Source organism: Kitasatospora sp. CB02891 (assembly GCF_002803145.1).
Lineage (GTDB): Bacteria > Actinomycetota > Actinomycetes > Streptomycetales > Streptomycetaceae > Kitasatospora > Kitasatospora griseola.
On the sequence record NZ_NNBO01000013.1, the window covers coordinates 112,075 to 128,494 of the forward strand.

Below are 16,420 nucleotides of genomic sequence, written 5' to 3' on the forward strand. Positions count from 1 at the left end.
ACGCGACGAAATGCTCGGGGTCTACTCAGCCGTCGCCCGCGGTGCGTTCCGGCGGTACTCGACGTACCGGGCCGCGACGGTGGCCGGGGTGGTCACCAACAGTGTGTTCGGGGGGATCCTGGCGTCGACGATGCTCGCGTTGTGGCAGGCGAGGCCGGGGCTCGGGGGGTACGACGCGCGGCAGGCGGTGACGTACGTCTGGATCAGTCAGGCGTTGTTGGTGACGGTCGCGGTGTGGGGCGGCGGGTTCCAGGACGACGTGCAGGCGCGGTTCCGGAGCGGGGACATCGCGATCGACCTGTACCGGCCGGTGGACTTCCAGGGGTGGTGGCTGGCGACGGACCTGGGGCGGGCGGGGTTCCAGCTGCTGACCAGGGGCGCGGTGCCGCTGGCGCTGGGGGCGCTGGTGTTCGAACTGGCGTTGCCGTCCGAGCCGTTGGTGTGGGCGGAGTTCCTGCTGGCGGTGGTGCTGGCGGTGGTGGTGAGTTTCGGGGTGCGGTTCCTGGTCTCGCTGGCGGGCTTCTGGCTGCACGACTCGGAGGGGGTGCGGGCGGCGGTGATGGTGCTGTCGATGTTCTTCTCCGGGATGCTGCTGCCGCTGGCCCTGTTCCCGGGCGCTCTCGGGGAGTTGGCCCGGGTGCTGCCGTTCTCGGCGATGGTGCAGCTGCCCGCCGACGTGCTGCTGCAACGGCGCACCGGGTACAGCCTGTTGACCCTCTACGGCTTCCAACTGGCTTGGGCGGCTGCCCTGTTGATGCTGGGTCGGGTGGCGCAGGCGCTCGCGGTGCGCAAGGTGGTGGTGCAGGGTGGTTGAGACCGAGTCGCTCGCCGCCCGGGCGGGCTGGGCGGTGCGGTCGTGGTGGCTGATCGCCGCGATGTGGGGCCGGTCGATGCTGACCTACCGGACGTCGTTCCTGCTGGGCCTGGCCGCGAACGTGCTGATCACGTTCCTGGACTTCGCGGTGCTGATCCTGATGTTCCGGCACACCCGGCAGCTGGCCGGGTGGACGCTCGCCGAGACCGGGTTCCTGTACGGGACGAGTTCGGTGGCGCTGGGCGCGGCCAACCTGCTGGTCGGTTCGGTGAGCGGGCTGGGCGAGCGGGTGCGCTCCGGGACGCTGGACACCATGCTGATCCGGCCCGCCCCCGCACTGGCCCAACTCGCCGCGGAGCGCTTCTCGTTGCGCAGGCTGGGCCGGCTGGTGCAGGGGTTCGCGGTGCTCGGCTGGTCGCTCACCGCGCTGGACGTGCGGTGGACCTGGGACCGGGTGCTGATGGTGCCCGGTCTGCTGCTGTGCGGGACGGTGATCTTCTGCGCGGTCTTCGTCGGCTGCTCCTGCGTGCAGTTCTGGTGGGGCGACGCCGCCGAACTGCAGAACTCCGTCACCTACGGCGGCTCCACGATGCTCCAGTACCCGCCGACGGTGTTCGCCAAGGAGGTCGTCGCGGGCACCGTGTTCGGGGTGCCGCTGGCGTTCGTCAACTGGCTGCCCGCGCTGCACATCCTGGACCGGCCCGACCCGCTCGGGCTGCCCGTCGCGTTCCGGTTCGCGTCGCCGGTCGCGGCCGCGCTGTGCGTGCTGGCCGCGGGACTGGCCTGGCGGGCCGGGCTGCGCGCGTACCGCTCCACCGGAAGCTGAGAGAGGGAGAGGACCGTGGCGGTGATCGAGGTGGAGGACGTCCGGCGGACGTTCACCGTCCGTACCAGGAACGGCCGCTGGCGGCGCGAGAAGCGTGAGGTGCGGGCCGTGGACGGGCTGACCTTCCAGGTCGAGGAGGGGGAGTGCGTCGGCTATGTCGGGCCGAACGGGGCGGGCAAGTCGACGACGGTGAAGATGCTGACCGGCATCCTGGTGCCCAGCGGCGGGCGGCTGCGGGTCGCCGGGGTCGACCCCGCGGCCAGGCGGGCCGCGCTGGCCCGGCGGATCGGCGTGGTGTTCGGCCAGCGCACCACCCTGTGGTGGGACCTGCCGCTGCGCGACAGCTACGAACTGGCCCGGCGGATCTACCGGATCCCCGACGCCCGCTACCGGACCAACCTCGACCGGTGCGTCGAACTGCTCGACCTGGGCGCGCTGTTGGACACCCCGGTGCGACAGCTCTCGCTCGGCCAGCGGATGCGCGGCGACCTCGCCGCCGCGCTGCTGCACGACCCGAGCGTGCTGTACCTGGACGAGCCGACCATCGGGCTCGACGTGATCAGCAAGACCAAGGTCCGCGAGTTCCTCCGCGAGACCAACCGGGAGCAGCGCACCACCGTGCTGCTCACCACCCACGACCTCACCGACATCGAGCAGCTGTGCGGCCGGGTGATGGTGATCGACCACGGCCGGCTGGTGCTGGACGGCCCGCTGGAGGAACTGCACGCGGCCGGCGGGAGCGAACGCACCCTGGTGGTCGACCTGGCCGGCCCGCACCCGCCGATCGAGCTGCCCGGGGTGCGCACCGTCAAGGTGGAGGGTCCGCGGCAGTGGCTGGCGTTCCCGGCCCGGCAGAGCGCCGCGCCGCTGGTCGCCGCCGTCGCCGAGCGCTACCCGCTGGTCGACCTGTCGGTGCGCGAACCCGCCATCGAGGACGTGATCGCCCGGATCTACGCCGGCGCCGCGGGCGAACCGGTGGCCTGACCCGCTCACTCGATCGGGTTGGGGGAGGTGACCGAACGGTCGGTACGGGAGTTGGTATCTCGTGACCGAGCACGAACCGGACGTCAGTGTGGTGATCGCCGTCCACGACACCATGCCCTACCTCACCGACTGCCTGACCTCGCTGGTCGAACAGACCATCGGCGAGGCCCGGATGGAAGTGGTCGCCGTCGACGACGGGTCGAGCGACGGCAGCACCGAGGAGCTCGCCCGGTTCGCCGCCGCCCACCCCGGACTGCTGCGCACCGTGCGGCAGCCCGCGTCCGGCGGGCCCGCCAAGCCCACCAACCGCGGCACCGACCTGGCCCGCGGCCGCTACCTGATGTACCTCGGGGCCGACGACTGGCTCGGCCCCGAGGCGCTGGAGCGGATGGTCGACACCGCCGACCGCTGGCAGTCCGACGTGCTGATCCCCAAGCTCGTCGGTGAGAACGGCCGGGTCGTCCCGCAGGGCATCTTCGAGCGCACCGTCGAACAGGTCGGCTTCACCGACTCCGCGCTCGCCTGGGCGCTCGCCGACACCAAGATGTTCCGCCGCTCCCTGGTGCTCAGCCACGGCCTGCGCCGCCGCGAGGACCTGCCGGTCTGCTCCGACCAGCCGTTCACCCTCGGCGCGCTGCTGAACGCCCGGAAGGTGTCCGTGCTCGCCGACTACGACTACTACCACCTGGTGCTGCGGCAGGACCGCTCGAACGTCACCCACCGGGCCGGGCCGATCGACCGGCTGCGCGCCATGGACGCCGTCCAGGAGGTGCTGGAGCGGGGCACCCGGCCCGGGCCGGTCCGCGACGCCGTCCGGGAGCGCTACTTCAGCTGGGACGTCCCGCAGTTGCTGCAGGAGCAGTTCCTCGCCGAGCCGCCCGCCATGCAGCGGCGCATCCTCGGCGAGATCGGCCGGCTGCTGGACCGGCACTGCTCGCCCGGCGTGTTCGGCGCCGTGCCGGTGCCCGCCCGGCTGCGCCTCGCACTCGCCCGGCGCGGCGAACTCGCCACCCTGTGCGAGCTGATCGACTGGGAGCGGCAGCACGGCCCCGCCCCCGTCGAACGCCGCGGCGGCCGGCTGTACGCCCGCTACCCGATGTACCGCGACCGGCGGCTCGGCCTGCCCGACACCCTGTTCGACACCGGCCGCGCCCCCGGACCCACCGGCTGGCGGCGGCTGGTCCCCGCCCCGGTGCGCCGCGTCCTGCGCCGCACCCGGCGGGTGCTGCGCGGCCGCCCCGGAACGCTGCGGGCCGCCCGGTGACGCAGCGACACGACCCTTTGCCGAAGAGGAAGGCGACCGAGTGACGGCGCTGCACATCTGCGTGGTCGGACTGGGCAAGATCGGCCTGCCGCTGGCCGTCCAGTTCGCCGCCAAGGGCCACCGGGTCACCGGCGCCGACATCGCGCCCGCGGTGGTCGCCGCCGTCACCGCCGGGCGGCCGCCGTTCCCCCGCGAGGCCCGCCTCGACGAGCTGCTCGCCGAGACCGTCGCCGCCGGGCGGCTGCACGCCACCACCGACACCGTGGCCGCCACCGCCGTGGCCGACGCGGTGGTGATCGTCGTCCCGCTGCTCACCGACGCCGCCGGCCGGCCCGACTTCGCGCTGCTGGACGCCGCCACCGACGCCGTCGCCGCGGGGCTCCGGCCCGGCACGCTGATCAGCTACGAGACCACGCTGCCGGTGGGCACCGTGCGCGGCCGGTTCGCCCGGCGGCTGGAGGCCGGCTCGGGGCTGACCGCCGGCCGGGACTTCGCGCTGGTGTTCAGCCCCGAACGGGTCCGCACCGGGCGGGTCTTCGCCGACCTGCGGCGCTACCCCAAGCTGGTCGGCGGCATCGACGAGGAGTCGACGCGGCGCGGCGTGGAGTTCTACCGGGCGGTGCTGGACTTCGACCCGCGCCCCGACCTGCCGCGCGGCAACGGCGTGTGGCCGCTGAGCGGGGCGGAGGCCGCCGAGTTCGCGAAGCTCGCCGAGACCACCTACCGGGACGTCAACATCGCGCTGGTCAACCAGTTCGCCCGGCTCGCCGACCGGATCGGCGTCGACCTCGTCGAGGTGATCGACGCCTGCAACTCGCAGCCCTACAGCCACCTGCACCGGCCCGGCATCGCGGTCGGCGGGCACTGCATCCCGGTCTACCCGCGGCTGTACCTGTGGAACGACCCGGAGGCGACCGTGGTGCGCGCCGCCCGGGAGGCCAACGAGCAGGTCCCGGCGTACGCGGTCGGCCTGCTGGCGGGCGCGCTCGGCCCGCTGGACGGGGTGGCCGTCACCGTGCTCGGCGCGTCCTACCGGGGCGGGGTCAAGGAGACCGCCGTCTCCGGGGTGTTCCCGCTGGTCGAGGCGCTGCGGGCGGCGGGCGCCGTGGTCGGCGTCAGCGACCCGCTGTACACGCCGGAGGAGCTCGCCGCGCTCGGCCTGCCGCCCGACGACGGCAAGCCCGCCGCCGCGCTGGTCGTGCAGGCCGACCACCCCGAGTACCGGGACCTCGGCGCCGTCGACTTCCCGGGCGTGCAGGTGCTGCTCGACGGCCGGCGGGTCACCGACCCGGCGCGCTGGGAGGGCGTCCGGCGGATCGTCCTCGGCGGAGGCGGAGGCGGGGGCGGAGGCGGGGGCGGAGCCGGCGCGGCCTGACGGCCCGGGCGGATTTGCGGGGCGGCAGTCGTTTCCTGCGACTCGTGTGCGAATCTGGCGGGGTGAGTGTGGACGAGACGGCACCCGGAGTCAGCTTCACCGCCGCCGACGAGGCCAAGCGGCAGGGCGTACGGCGGATGAAGACCATCGCCACCGGCCTGCTGGGCCTGGCCACGGTCGTCTTCGCGCTCGCCACCTGGGCGGGCGCGGCCGGCGCGGGCAGCTGGGCCGGCTACGTGGCGGCCGCCGCCGAGGCCGGCATGGTCGGCGCGCTCGCCGACTGGTTCGCCGTCACCGCGCTGTTCCGCCGCCCGTTCGGGCTGCCGATCCCGCACACCGCGATCATCCCGACCAAGAAGGACGCGTTCGGGCGCTCGCTCGGCGACTTCGTCGGCGACAACTTCCTGTCCGCGCCGGTGGTCCGGGCCCGGCTCGGCCGGATCGGGGTGGCCCGGCGGCTCGGCGAGTGGCTGTCCGCGCCCGGCAGCGCCGAACGCGTCACCCACGAGGCGGCCGCCGCGCTGCGGGGCGTCCTCGCGGTGCTGCGCGACGAGGACGTGCAGGCCGTGGTCGCCGAGGCGATCACCCGGCGGGCCGCCGCCACCTCGGTCGCCGAACCCGCCGGCCGGCTGCTCGGCAGGATCGTCGCCGACGGCGGGCACAAGGGCGTGGTCGACCTGGTCGCGGTGCGGGCCCGCGACTGGCTGGTCGAGCACCACGTCGACGTGGTCAACCGGGTCACCGCCAAGACCCCCGGCTGGACGCCCAGGTTCATCGACCACCAGGTCGGCGAACGCGTCTACAAGGAACTGCTGCGCTTCGTCACCGACGTCCGCGACGACCCGGAGCACCCCGCGCGCGGCGCCCTCGACAACTTCCTCGCCGACTTCGCGCAGGAACTCCAGCACGACCCGGAGACCATCGCCCGGGTCGAACGCGCCAAGTCCGACCTGCTGGCCCGCCCCGAGGTGCAGGACCTGATCGCCTCCTCCTGGTCGGCGGTGCGCACCCTGGTGATGAACGCCGCCGAGGACCAGGACAGCGAGCTGCGCCGCCGGATCACCTCGGGCCTGCGCTCGCTCGGCCGCCGCCTCGCCACCGACGCCAAACTCCAGGCGAAGACCGACGGCTGGCTGCTGGACGCCGCCGAGTACGTGGTCTCCACCTACCGGCAGGAGATCACCTCGCTGATCTCCGAGACGGTGGCCGGCTGGGACGCCGACGACGCCTCCCGCAAGATCGAGGCCAACGTCGGCCGCGACCTCCAGTTCATCCGGATCAACGGCACCGTGGTCGGCGCGCTGGCCGGCCTGCTCATCCACACCGTCAGCACGGCGCTCGGCGGCTGACGAACCGTCCGGTCCGCCCCCGGCGGGTCGGTGTCCGACCCTTTCGGTAGGGTGATCGACCGGTCGGCGCGGCCAGGGGGGCCGAAGCCGGGTATTCCATGGGGGAGTTGACCGTGAAGACGGTTCACGCACGCACGCTCGGACTGCGCATCGCCGCACTGGCCGCGGCCGGACTGGTACTGACGGCCTGCAACGACGACGAGGCCGCCACGGGGGCGACCGGCCAGAGCGCGTCGCCGACGGCGTCCGCGTCGGCCACGACGTCCGCGAAGCCCAGCGGCAAGGCGAGCGGAAAGCCCAGCAGCAGCGCCGTCACCGGGGGCGACGCGGCCGCCCGGGCCAGGACCGACAAGCTCGCGCTGACCCCCGCGGACTGGGGCGCCGGGTTCGAGACCCGCATCGACGACGACACCAGCCTGGCCAAGTTCACGATGGACAAGTCCTGCCTGTACAAGGAGGACGGCCCGGACAAGACGCTGGTCGCCTACACCAACCGGTTCGTGCGGGTGCAGCGCCCCGACGGCAGCCAGCTCTGGGGCACCAGCGGCGCCTCGCAGGCCACCACCGCCGACGCCGCGCACCAGGAGATGGCGAAGTGGGCGGCCGACATCAGGCGCTGCCCCGACTACAAGGACGACAGCGGCACCCAGACCACCTCCGCGCACGACATCGAGTCGCCCAAGGTGCCCGGCGCCGACGAGGTGTTCTCGGAGGAGGGCCTGGCCGTCTACCACGACGACGACGGCACCACGACCCCGCCGCGGCCGTACTCCTCCATCACCGCGCGCAAGGGGGCGCTCACCGTGTGGGTGTTCGTCGACCTCGCCCCCGACCAGCAGGTCTTCGAAGGCCGCGCCCAGGCGCGGGCGCTGCTCCAGAAGATCACCGCCAAGTGGTGACACCGCCGTCCACTCCGGCGGGTTAGCATGCGAGGTCTGTCCGGATCCGGGTGAGTAGACGGGAGCGTGCCATGGCCGAGGGAGTCCAGGGGATCGAGGCGTTCATCGCCGGAATGCCGAAGGCGGAGCTGCACGTGCACCACGTCGGCTCGGCCTCGCCCCGGGTGGTCGCCGAACTCGCCGCCCGGTACGCCGGGCGCACCGAGGTCCCGGCGGACCCGGAGGCGCTCGCGAAGTACTTCACGTTCACCGACTTCGCGCACTTCATCGAGGTCTACCTGAGCGTCGTCGACCTGATTCGCGACGCCGAGGACGTCCGCTCCCTCACCTACGGCGTCGCCGAGGACATGGCCCGGCAGAACATCCGCTACGCCGAACTGACCGTCACGCCCTACTCGTCGACCCGCCGGGGCATCCCCGACGTCGCCTTCATGGAGGCGATCGAGGACGCCCGGCTGGCCGCCGAGAGGGAACTCGGCGTCGTCCTGCGCTGGTGCTTCGACATCCCCGGCGAGGCCGGACTGACCTCCGCCGAGGAGACCGCCCGGCTCGCCCTCGACCTGGCGCCCGCCGGACTGGTCTCCTTCGGCCTCGGCGGCCCCGAGATCGGCGTGCCCCGCCCGCAGTTCAAGCCGTACTTCGACCGGGCCCGGGCGGCCGGTCTGCACAGCGTGCCGCACGCCGGCGAGTCCACCGGGCCGGAGACCGTCTGGGACGCGATCTGGGTGCTCGGCGCGGAACGCATCGGCCACGGCACCCAGTCCGTCAAGGACCCGGCGCTCGTCGACCACCTCGGCGAACACCGGATCCCGTTGGAGGTCTGCCCGACCTCCAACCTGGCCACCCGGGTGGTCGAGCGGATCGAGGACCACCCGATCCGGCAGATGGTCGACGCCGGGCTGCTGGTCACCGTCAACAGCGACGACCCGCCGATGTTCGGCACCGACCTCAACACCGAGTACGCCGTCGCCGCGAAGCTGCTCGGCCTGGACGAGACCGGGATCGCCGCGCTCGCCCGCAACGCGGTGGAAGCCTCCTTCCTGGACCTGGCGGGCAAGCGACGGCTGACCGGCGAGATCGACGCCTACCTGGCGGGCTGGGGCGCCACCGCCTGAGCCCGCGCCGGACGGTCGGTCGGGCGGGTGAGGAACCAGCGCTCGGCCGCCGTCCAGGCGGTGCTCGTCAACAGGTAGAGACCGCCGGCCAGCGGCAGCAGCAGGGCGAACAGCGGAGTGCCGAACGCCAGCCAGCGCAGCAGCCCGAGACCGGCGGGAGCCCCGTCGGGCGCCGGGGCCTGCTCGGCGCGGTGGACGCTCCACCAGGCCAGTGCGAGGAGCGCCGCCTCGAGGACCGCGAACACGGCGAACTGGGCCGGGGCGTGGGCGGCCGCCGGGTGCGTACCGAGCGGGACGCCCGCGAGGGTGGCGTCCAGCAGGTTGCCCGGGGCGGTGGTGAACAGGCGGTACATCACCGAGAAGAACGGCGCCTGCAACAGGGCCGGCAGCAGACCGGCGAACGGGGAGACGCCCTCGGCGCGGTTCAGCGCCAGGAGCTCGCGGGCCAGGCGGTCACGGTCCTTCGCGTGACGCTTCTTCAGTTTCGCGACCTGGGGCGCGATGCGGGTACGGGCGCGTTCGGCGCGGGCCGCGGAGCGGGCGAGCGGGTGCAGGGCGGCGCGGACGGCGAGGGTGAAGACGACGATCGCCGCTGCGGTGGGGATGACGCCTGCGAGGGTTGCGACGGCGGCGTGGGCGAGACGGACTGCGGGGTCGAGGACGCTCAGGATCGACATGGGTCGGCTCTCCGGGTGTGTGCGGACGGGACGGTGCACGGAGGGCGGACGCGACAGAGGGGGCCTCTTCCGCGGGAGCCACGGGGCGCGGCGGGCGCAGCGGAAGTCGACGGCAGTGGTGGGTTGCTCGCGCAGTTCTCCCCAGCCCTGGCGGGCCGGGAGGTGCCCCCATGCGCCCCTGACGGGGCACGGAGGCTCAGTGCCTACAGCCCCTGACGGTGCGTGGGAGTTCAGTGCCCACAGCCCCTGGCGGGGTGCGGAGACTCGGAGATGCGCGAGGAGAGAAGTGCCCCTCAGACGGCGGCCGCAGGCCGGCGGCCTGGGGCTCGGGGGCGGGGGCGGCCCGGGGCGGCGGGGTCGCGCGGGGGGAGGTAGGCCGTGCGGTAGGCGCGGCGGCGCAGCGCGGCGGCGTGGACCGCGGCGGGGGTGCCGGCGATCGGGAGGCGGGCCGGGGTGAGGGCCAGGGTGACGGCGCAGGTCAGGACGAGGAGTGCGGCCGTGGTGACGGCGCCCGGGCCGGTCGGCAGGTCTCCGGTGAGGACCCGGAGCAGCGCGAGCAGGAGCGGAGTGACGAGCACGGTGCGCACCTCCTCGGTTCGGGTCCGAACCCGATGCTACGTCACCGGCGGGGCGGGGGACAGCAGTTGGTCCGTCCCGCCGGCGGCGGTGCGGTCAGGGGAGGCGGACGACGCTCGCCGTGGCCGCGGAGGCGCGGGCGGCCTCCAGGACGGTGAGGGTGGCGACGGCGTCGCGGGGGTCGACCGGCGGCGGGGTGCGGTCGGTGAGCGAGGCGGCGATGCCCGCGTAGAAGGCCGGGTAGTCACCGGGGTCGGTGGGGACGGGTTCGGCGTCGCCGTCGGTGCCGAGCAGGCCGTACGCGGCGGGGTCGTCGTCGCCCCAGTGGCGGCCGGGTCCGGGACGGTGGCCGGCCCGGAGGGCGGCCTCCTGCGGGTCCATGCCGAACTTGACGTAGCCGGCGCTGTCGCCGAGGACCCGCAGGCGGGGTCCGGCGAGCGGGGTGAGGGCGCTGGTCCACAGCTGGGAGCGGACGCCGCCGGTGTGGGTGAGGGCGAGGAAGGCGTCGTCGTCGACCACCGCGCCGTCCCGGAGGACGTCGATCTCGGCGTACACCGTCTCGACCGGCCCGAACAGGGCGAGGGCCTGGTCGACCAGGTGGCTGCCCAGGTCGTACAGGGTGCCGCCGACCTCGGCGGGGTCGGCGAGTTCGCGCCAGCCGGCCTTGGGCTTGGGGCGGAAGCGCTCGAAGCGGGACTCGAAGCGGTGCACCCGGCCGAGCCGGCCCTCCTCGACCAGGCGGCGGGCGGTGCGGAAGTCGCCGTCCCAGCGGCGGTTCTGGAACACCGACAGCAGCAGGCCGGACTTCTCGGCGAACTCGCACAGGTCGCGGGCCTCGGCGCTGGTCGCGGCGAGCGGTTTGTCGACGACGGTGGCCAGGCCGGCCAGCAGGGAGGTGCGGGCGAGCGGGACGTGGGTGCGGTTCGGGGAGGCGATCACCACCAGGTCGTAGCGGTCGGCGTCCTCGAACAGCTGGTCGGGGGTGTCGAGGGCGCGGGCGTCGGGGTGGTCGCGGTGGAGCTGGGCGCGGCGCTCGGGGTTGGCGGTGACCACCGCGTCCAGCCGGAGTCCGGGGGTGGTGGCGATCAGCGGGGCGTGGAAGGCCGAGCCGGCCAGGCCGTAGCCGATCAGGCCGACGCGGAAGGGGGCAGGGGGCGTGCTCATGACCCCCACTCAACCATCCCCGTCCCCCGGAGCGGCGGACGCCACCCGGTCCGTCCGCCCAGGTCGGGACGGTCCGGCGGGCTTGGTGCGGCGGCGCGCGGTGGCGGCGGCAGCGCCGGTGAGCAGCACCGCCGAGCCGAGCGACAGCAGCACGCCGCGGTCGGCGCCGCCGTCGGCGAGGGCGTCGGCGGTGGCGGGCGCGGCGGCGCCGCCGAGCAGGACGGCGGCGGCCAGCAGGACGGCGGTGCGGCGGACGGAGGCCACGGGCGGGGCTCCTTGCGTCGGACGGAGGGTGTGTCCGGGACGCTAGCCGCACCGGGAGCGAGAACTGATGATGCGTCGGAACGGTTAGGCGCGGCTTAAGGCTGTCTTGAGGCGGCCCCGGCCTGTCGCGACGGGCCGGGGCCGGGCGGTCACGCGCCGTCGGCGAACAGGACGGCGGCGGCGCGCTGCGTGTCGGTGTACTCGCGCACCTCGGCGATCCGGCCGTCGCGGACGGTGAAGATCCCCAGGTTGCGGTTGTCGTACCGCAGGCCGTGCACGGTGGTGCAGTGCGAGGCCCACTCGGCGACCACCCGGTCGCCCTCGACGACCGGGGCGCCGATCGGCTCGACGCGGATGGCGGTGCCGGGCGCGATCAGGCCGCCGATCGAGCCGAGGAACTCCTCGACGACGGCCTGCCGGCCGCGCCACTCGCCGCTCAGCGGCAGGTCGCCGGGGTAGTGCCAGACGACGTCCTCGGTGAAGGCGTCCCGGATCGCGTCCTGGTCGCCGCGGGCGACGGCGGCGATGTAGTCGGCCACGACGGTGCGCGGGTCGGTGCTCACGAGAGGTCTCCTTCGGCGGGGCGGTCGAGGGTGAGGACGGTGTTGCCGCGGACCTGTCGGTCGCGCAGCGCGTCGATCGCGTCGGCGGTGCGGTGCCAGTCGTCGACCAGGCCGAGTTCCGGGTGCAGCCGGCCCTCGGCGGTCAGCCGGACCAGGGTGTGCAGGTCCGGGCCGTCGGGGTGGTCCACGTCGGCGTAGGAGAAGTGCTGGACGGTGGCGGAGGCCGGGCCGTTCAGCAGGGCGAAGAAGTCCAGCCGGACCGGCTCCCGGGAGGCCTGCCCGAACCAGATCAGCCGACCGCGCGGGGCGAGCAGCGCCAGCGCCTGCGGCAGCGCCGTGCCGCCGGTGGACTCCAGCACCAGGTCGTACGGCCCGCGTGCGTCGGCGAGCGTGTGGACCACCTCCGCCGCGCCCAACTCCCTCAGCCGCGCCCCGCGTTCGGGGCTCGCGGTGACGGCGGTCAGCTCCGCCCCGGCGGCCGCGGCGAGCTCCGTCAGGTAGTGGCCGACGCCGCCGGACGCGCCGGTCAGCAGCAGCCGCCGGCCAGTGACGGCGCCCGCCGCGCGCAGCAGCCGCAGCGCGGTCAGCCCCGCCAGCGGGAGGGTGGCGGCGGTACGGGTGTCCAGCTGCTCCGGCAGCACCGCCAGGGCGTCGGTGCGCACCGCCGCGTACTCGGCCCAGCCCGCGGCCGGCGGGTGGGCGACCACCCGCTGCCCGACGGCGGGCCCGCTGCCGTCGGCGGCGGCCTGCACGACCAGCCCCGCGACGTCCTTGCCGGGCCGCCAGCCCGCCGGCGGGTCCTCCAGCGCGAAGGTCTCGCCGCGGTTCACCGAGAACGCGTCGACCTTCACCAGCACCTCGTCCGGGCGCGGCTCGGGCTGCGGCAGCTCGGTGAACTCGACCGTGCCGCGGGCGGGGATCAGGGCCTTCATGGGTGTGTCCTTCGATCGGCGGGGGCGGGCCGCTGCGGGCGGCCCGGCGGGAACACGCCCAGTACACGGCCGCGGCCGCACCCCGGTCCAACAACCCGAACACGCCGACGACAACCGATGGTTGTCGGCGATGATGGCCGGATGGACCCGGACCTCGGACAGCTGCGCGCCTTCGTCACGGTCGCCGACCAGCGGCACTTCGGGCGCGCCGCCCAGCAGTTGGCGATCAGCCAGCAGGCACTGTCGAAGCGGATCGCCCGACTGGAGCAGGAACTCGACACCCGGCTGCTCGACCGCGGCCCCGCCGCCGTCCGCCTCACCGCCGCCGGGGAGCGCCTGCTCGACCCGGCGCGGACCGCGCTGGCCGCCGGACAGGCCGCCCTCGCCGCCGTCCGCCGGCCCGCCGAACCGGCCCGGCTGGACGTCTGGGGCCACCTGTTCGAGCCGCTCCGCACCGTCCGTGAAGTCCTCGCCGCGGCAACGGAGTTGACCATCGAGGTCGGCCCGGCCCGGGATCTCGCCGCAGTGGCCGCCGCGCTCGACCGGGGCGAGAGCGCCGCCGGCTTCGGACGCCACCACACCGGCCCCGACGGGCAGTTGGCGCACCGACTGGTCCGGCTGGAGCCCGTCGACGCGGTGCTGCCCGCCGCCCACCCGCTGGCCCGCGCCGAGGCCCTGCGCCCCGCCGACCTCGCCGTGCTGCGGCTGGTGCTGCCCGCCGACCCCGCCCGGCTGGACTTCCTCACCCGGTTCGCCGAACGCTTCGGCGTTCCGCTGCTCCCCGGCGACGCCAACCTCGGCCTCGACCACCTGCTCGAACGCGTCCGCACCGTCCCCGACGGCTGCACCCTGCTGCCCGCCGAACTGCCGCTCGCCGTCCCGCCGGGCCTGGTCGTCCGCCCGCTCGCCGACCCCGTCCCGCTGTACGCCTGGTCACTGGTCTGGCACCGCGAACGCCCGCACCCCGCGATCCCCGCCCTGCTGCGGGCCTTCGCCGACCGCGGCCGCGACCGCCGCTGGCTGGAGTACCGCCCCGGCCGCGACTGGCTCCCGGAGACCGACGCCCGCGACCTGGCCTGAGCGGGCCCGGCACCACCGGGGGCGGCCCGGCCGACGTCGTGCCGTGCCGCCCCGGGCTTCCGTCAGATCAGCTCGACCAGGTCCGCGATGGACTCCACCACCTGGGTCGGGCGGTACGGGAAGCGGTCCACGTCGCCGGCCTGGGTGAGGCCGGTCAGCACCAGGAAGGTCGACATGCCGGCCTCCATGCCGGAGACGATGTCGGTGTCCATCCGGTCGCCGATCATCGCGCTGTTCTCCGAGTGCGCGCCGATCGCGTTCAGGCCGGCCCGCATCATCAGCGGGTTCGGCTTGCCGACGAAGTACGGCTCCACGCCGGTGGCCTTGGTGATCAGCGCCGCGACCGCGCCGGTCGCCGGCAGCGCACCCTCGGCGGACGGGCCGGTCTCGTCCGGGTTGGTGGCGATGAACCGGGCGCCCGCGTCGATCAGCCGGACCGCCTTGGTCATCGCCTCGAACGAGTAGGTGCGGGTCTCGCCGAGCACCACGAAGTCCGGGTCGGTGTCGGTCAGCACGTAGCCGACGTCGTGCAGCGCGGTGGTCAGACCGGCCTCGCCGATCACGTACGCGGTGCCGTTCGGGCGCTGGTCGGAGAGGAACTTCGCGGTCGCCAGCGCGGACGTCCAGATGTGCTCGGCCGGCACGTCCAGGCCCATCCGGGACAGCCGGGCGTGCAGGTCGCGCTGGGTGTAGATGGAGTTGTTGGTGAGCACCAGGAACGGCTTTCCGGACTCACGCAGCCGCTTGATGAAGGCGTCGGCCCCCGGGATCGGCACGCCCTCGTGGATGAGGACTCCGTCCATGTCGGTCAGCCAGGTCTCGATGGGCTTGCGGTCTGCCACGGTGGGTCTCTCCTAGGTCTTGCGACGGTCGAACGATCGATGTGCATCGCTCCGACCGGACACCGCTGGCCGGCCGGGCGCCACTGGCTGCCCCAACGCAGGCCAGCCTAGTGCGCCCCGCCGGCCGACCACAGGGGCGGCCGGGCCCTCAGCCCGCGTAGGGGTTGCCGCCGGGCGGCGGCTGCTGTCCGTAGGGCTGCTGGCCGTAGGGAGGCTGCTGTCCGTACGGGGGCTGCTGTGCGTACGGGGGCTGCTGTCCGTAGGGCTGCTGCGACTGCTGACCGTAGGGCGGCGGCGGGGGAGCCTGACCGTAAGGCGGCTGCTGACCCGGGAGCGGCAGCGGGGGCGGCGGGACCGGGGCGGCCGAGGCGCCGCGGTTCCGGCGGACGATCAGCACCACCACGACCAGCAGCACCACGACGGCCACCGCACCGCCGATCGCCAGCGGCACGACGTTCGAGGACTTCTCCGGTGCAGCGGACGGCTGCGTCGCCGGGTCCTGCCCCGGCCCGGAGTCGGCGGGCGCGCTCGCGGCCCCGCTCGGCTGCGCCGCTTCGGCGGACTTCCCGGTCTTCCCGGGCGCGGGCGAGGCCGCGGCGGGCAGCGGGCTGACGTTCGCCGGGCCCGGGTCGCCGGGGTCGGTCAGCGCGATCCGCGGCCGGACGGTGCCGTAGCCGAGGTAGTCGCTGCGCTGCTGCGGGTTGCTCGCGGTGTTGATCAGCACCCGCAGCACCTGGTTGCCCGACCAGTCCGGGTGCGCCGACCAGATCAGCGCCGCCGAGGCGGAGACCAGCGCGGTGGCGCCGGAGGTCCCGTGCCCCTTGCAGTAGCCGGACGAGCCGGTGCACGCCTCGTAGAGGTCCTGGCCCGGAGCGGCGAGGGCGACCTGCGGGCCGTGCTCCGACTCCGCGGTGACCTTTCCGTCCTGGTCGGTGGCGGCGACGCCGACCACGCCGCTCATCGAGGCGGGGTACTCCAGGCGGTTGTCGGTGTCGCCGGTGTTGCCGACCGCGGCGAACAGCAGGACGCCCTTGGCCGCCGCGTGATCGACCGCCGCCTTGAGCTTGTCGACGTCGGCGGGCTGCACGGAGGCTGCGGCCATGCCCAGTGACATGTTGACGATCTTCGCGTTGTGGTCGACCGCGTAGGTGATGGCCTGGGCGACCTGAGCCATGCCCCTGCTGTCGGAGCCCAGGCCCCCCTCCATGTCGATCTTGATCGGGAGGATCTTCGCTCCGGGGGCGAGGCCGTACGCGCCCTTGCCGCCCAGACCCTTGCCGGTGCCGGCGATGGTGCTGGCCATCTCCGTTCCGTGGCCGTCGCTCGGCGAGAGTTCTCCGCCGGGCTTGGTGCTGAAGTCGGTGCCGGCCACCAACTGCCCGGCCAGGTCGGGTGCGTCGGCCTTCACACCGGAGTCGATCACGGCCACGGTGACGCCGGATCCGGTGCTGGTCCGCCACATCTCCTCGGCGTGCATCGCGTCCAGGTGCCACTGCTGCGCGCGGATCGAGTCCACCGCGAGCGCGGGTCCCGCCGTCCACCCCCACAGGACACCGGTGACCGCCACTGCTGCGGCGAGCTGCCGCCCCCGTCCTGCCCTGCCCGTCTGCCGCATCCCGAACTCCTTCGCACGCCGACGTGTTCGGCGAGTGGCTTGCCTCCGACCGCACGAGGCTGCCCGGCCGCAGGAGCGGTA

The 16,420-nt window shown here is 74.3% G+C and carries 17 protein-coding genes; 9 read left to right on the forward strand and 8 right to left on the reverse strand.

Going from position 1 to position 16,420, the window contains the following annotated elements; genetic code table 11:
• Window positions 1-10: 10 nt before the first annotated feature.
• The 8 genes from CG736_RS26165 (at window position 11) to CG736_RS26200 (ending at window position 8,626) form a co-directional block, all read left to right on the forward strand.
• Window positions 11-814 (forward strand): ABC-2 family transporter protein, encoded by an 804-nt coding sequence (locus tag CG736_RS26165; RefSeq protein WP_100588627.1) that lies wholly within the window; start codon window positions 11-13, stop codon window positions 812-814.
• The gene (locus CG736_RS26170) at window positions 807-1,640 is read left to right on the forward strand and encodes an ABC transporter permease (protein WP_369880498.1); all 834 of its coding nucleotides are present in this window, start codon (window positions 807-809) and stop codon (window positions 1,638-1,640) included. The genes CG736_RS26165 and CG736_RS26170 overlap by 8 nt, the downstream gene beginning before the upstream one ends.
• Before the next feature lie 15 nt (window positions 1,641-1,655).
• Entirely contained in the window at window positions 1,656-2,624 is a 969-nt protein-coding gene (locus CG736_RS26175) for an ATP-binding cassette domain-containing protein (RefSeq protein WP_100588628.1), read from the forward strand.
• A 61-nt stretch (window positions 2,625-2,685) separates the two neighbouring features.
• Complete coding sequence (locus CG736_RS26180) at window positions 2,686-3,888, forward strand: glycosyltransferase family A protein (RefSeq protein ID WP_100588629.1); 1,203 nt, start codon at window positions 2,686-2,688, stop codon at window positions 3,886-3,888.
• 49 nt (window positions 3,889-3,937) lie between these two features.
• Window positions 3,938-5,263, forward strand: a complete 1,326-nt coding sequence (locus tag CG736_RS26185; RefSeq protein WP_100588725.1) for a nucleotide sugar dehydrogenase — start codon at window positions 3,938-3,940, stop codon at window positions 5,261-5,263.
• Between the two features lie 68 nt (window positions 5,264-5,331).
• Window positions 5,332-6,612 carry a DUF445 domain-containing protein gene (locus CG736_RS26190; protein WP_198520623.1) on the forward strand — a complete coding sequence of 427 codons (1,281 nt, stop codon included), beginning with the start codon at window positions 5,332-5,334 and terminating at the stop codon, window positions 6,610-6,612.
• 113 nt (window positions 6,613-6,725) lie between these two features.
• A complete protein-coding gene (locus tag CG736_RS26195; RefSeq protein ID WP_100588630.1) occupies window positions 6,726-7,511 on the forward strand; it encodes a hypothetical protein in 786 nt (261 codons plus the stop codon).
• Between the two features lie 71 nt (window positions 7,512-7,582).
• Window positions 7,583-8,626 carry an adenosine deaminase gene (locus tag CG736_RS26200; protein WP_100588631.1) on the forward strand — a complete coding sequence of 348 codons (1,044 nt, stop codon included), beginning with the start codon at window positions 7,583-7,585 and terminating at the stop codon, window positions 8,624-8,626.
• Here the strand turns inward: CG736_RS26200 and yidC are convergent.
• The 6 genes from yidC to CG736_RS26230 form a co-directional block, all read right to left on the reverse strand.
• Window positions 8,596-9,303 carry a membrane protein insertase YidC gene (yidC, locus tag CG736_RS26205; RefSeq protein WP_100588632.1) on the reverse strand — a complete coding sequence of 236 codons (708 nt, stop codon included), beginning with the start codon at window positions 9,301-9,303 and terminating at the stop codon, window positions 8,596-8,598. The two genes, CG736_RS26200 and yidC, sit on opposite strands and share 31 nt — an antisense overlap.
• A 293-nt stretch (window positions 9,304-9,596) precedes the next feature.
• A complete protein-coding gene (locus CG736_RS26210; RefSeq protein ID WP_100588727.1) occupies window positions 9,597-9,881 on the reverse strand; it encodes a DUF6412 domain-containing protein in 285 nt (94 codons plus the stop codon).
• A gap of 94 nt (window positions 9,882-9,975) precedes the next feature.
• A complete protein-coding gene (locus tag CG736_RS26215; protein ID WP_100588728.1) occupies window positions 9,976-11,043 on the reverse strand; it encodes a Gfo/Idh/MocA family oxidoreductase in 1,068 nt (355 codons plus the stop codon).
• 9 nt (window positions 11,044-11,052) lie between these two features.
• On the reverse strand, window positions 11,053-11,307 hold the full coding sequence (locus CG736_RS26220; protein ID WP_100588633.1) for a hypothetical protein: 255 nt from the start codon (window positions 11,305-11,307) through the stop codon (window positions 11,053-11,055).
• A 149-nt stretch (window positions 11,308-11,456) separates the two neighbouring features.
• Window positions 11,457-11,870 (reverse strand): nuclear transport factor 2 family protein, encoded by a 414-nt coding sequence (locus CG736_RS26225; RefSeq protein WP_100588634.1) that lies wholly within the window; start codon window positions 11,868-11,870, stop codon window positions 11,457-11,459.
• Window positions 11,867-12,802, reverse strand: a complete 936-nt coding sequence (locus CG736_RS26230; protein WP_100588635.1) for a zinc-binding dehydrogenase — start codon at window positions 12,800-12,802, stop codon at window positions 11,867-11,869. Before CG736_RS26230 ends, CG736_RS26225 begins: the two co-directional genes overlap by 4 nt.
• 141 nt (window positions 12,803-12,943) lie before the next feature.
• Between CG736_RS26230 and CG736_RS26235 the strand changes: the two genes are divergently transcribed.
• Window positions 12,944-13,882, forward strand: coding sequence for a LysR family transcriptional regulator (locus tag CG736_RS26235; protein ID WP_100588636.1), 939 nt, complete (start codon window positions 12,944-12,946; stop codon window positions 13,880-13,882).
• 62 nt (window positions 13,883-13,944) lie between these two features.
• Here CG736_RS26235 and CG736_RS26240 read toward each other — a convergent pair whose 3' ends face one another.
• Both CG736_RS26240 and mycP read right to left on the reverse strand, forming a co-directional pair.
• A complete protein-coding gene (locus tag CG736_RS26240; protein WP_043914117.1) occupies window positions 13,945-14,724 on the reverse strand; it encodes an HAD-IIA family hydrolase in 780 nt (259 codons plus the stop codon).
• Between the two features lie 148 nt (window positions 14,725-14,872).
• Window positions 14,873-16,339: a type VII secretion-associated serine protease mycosin gene (gene mycP / locus CG736_RS26245; RefSeq protein WP_100588637.1), complete on the reverse strand. Its 1,467-nt coding sequence runs from the start codon at window positions 16,337-16,339 to the stop codon at window positions 14,873-14,875.
• Window positions 16,340-16,420: the final 81 nt, after the last annotated feature.

Bases quoted from the DNA above. Each gene is read 5' to 3' on its own strand.
- CG736_RS26165 (WP_100588627.1), top strand. From the start codon at position 11: ATGCTCGGGGTCTACTCAGCCGTCGCCCGCGGTGCGTTCCGGCGGTAC.
- CG736_RS26200 (WP_100588631.1), top strand. From the start codon at position 7,583: ATGGCCGAGGGAGTCCAGGGGATCGAGGCGTTCATCGCCGGAATGCCG.
- yidC (WP_100588632.1), bottom strand. From the start codon at position 9,303: ATGTCGATCCTGAGCGTCCTCGACCCCGCAGTCCGTCTCGCCCACGCC.
- CG736_RS26215 (WP_100588728.1), bottom strand. From the start codon at position 11,043: ATGAGCACGCCCCCTGCCCCCTTCCGCGTCGGCCTGATCGGCTACGGC.
- CG736_RS26230 (WP_100588635.1), bottom strand. From the start codon at position 12,802: ATGAAGGCCCTGATCCCCGCCCGCGGCACGGTCGAGTTCACCGAGCTG.
- CG736_RS26235 (WP_100588636.1), top strand. From the start codon at position 12,944: ATGGACCCGGACCTCGGACAGCTGCGCGCCTTCGTCACGGTCGCCGAC.
- mycP (WP_100588637.1), bottom strand. From the start codon at position 16,339: ATGCGGCAGACGGGCAGGGCAGGACGGGGGCGGCAGCTCGCCGCAGCA.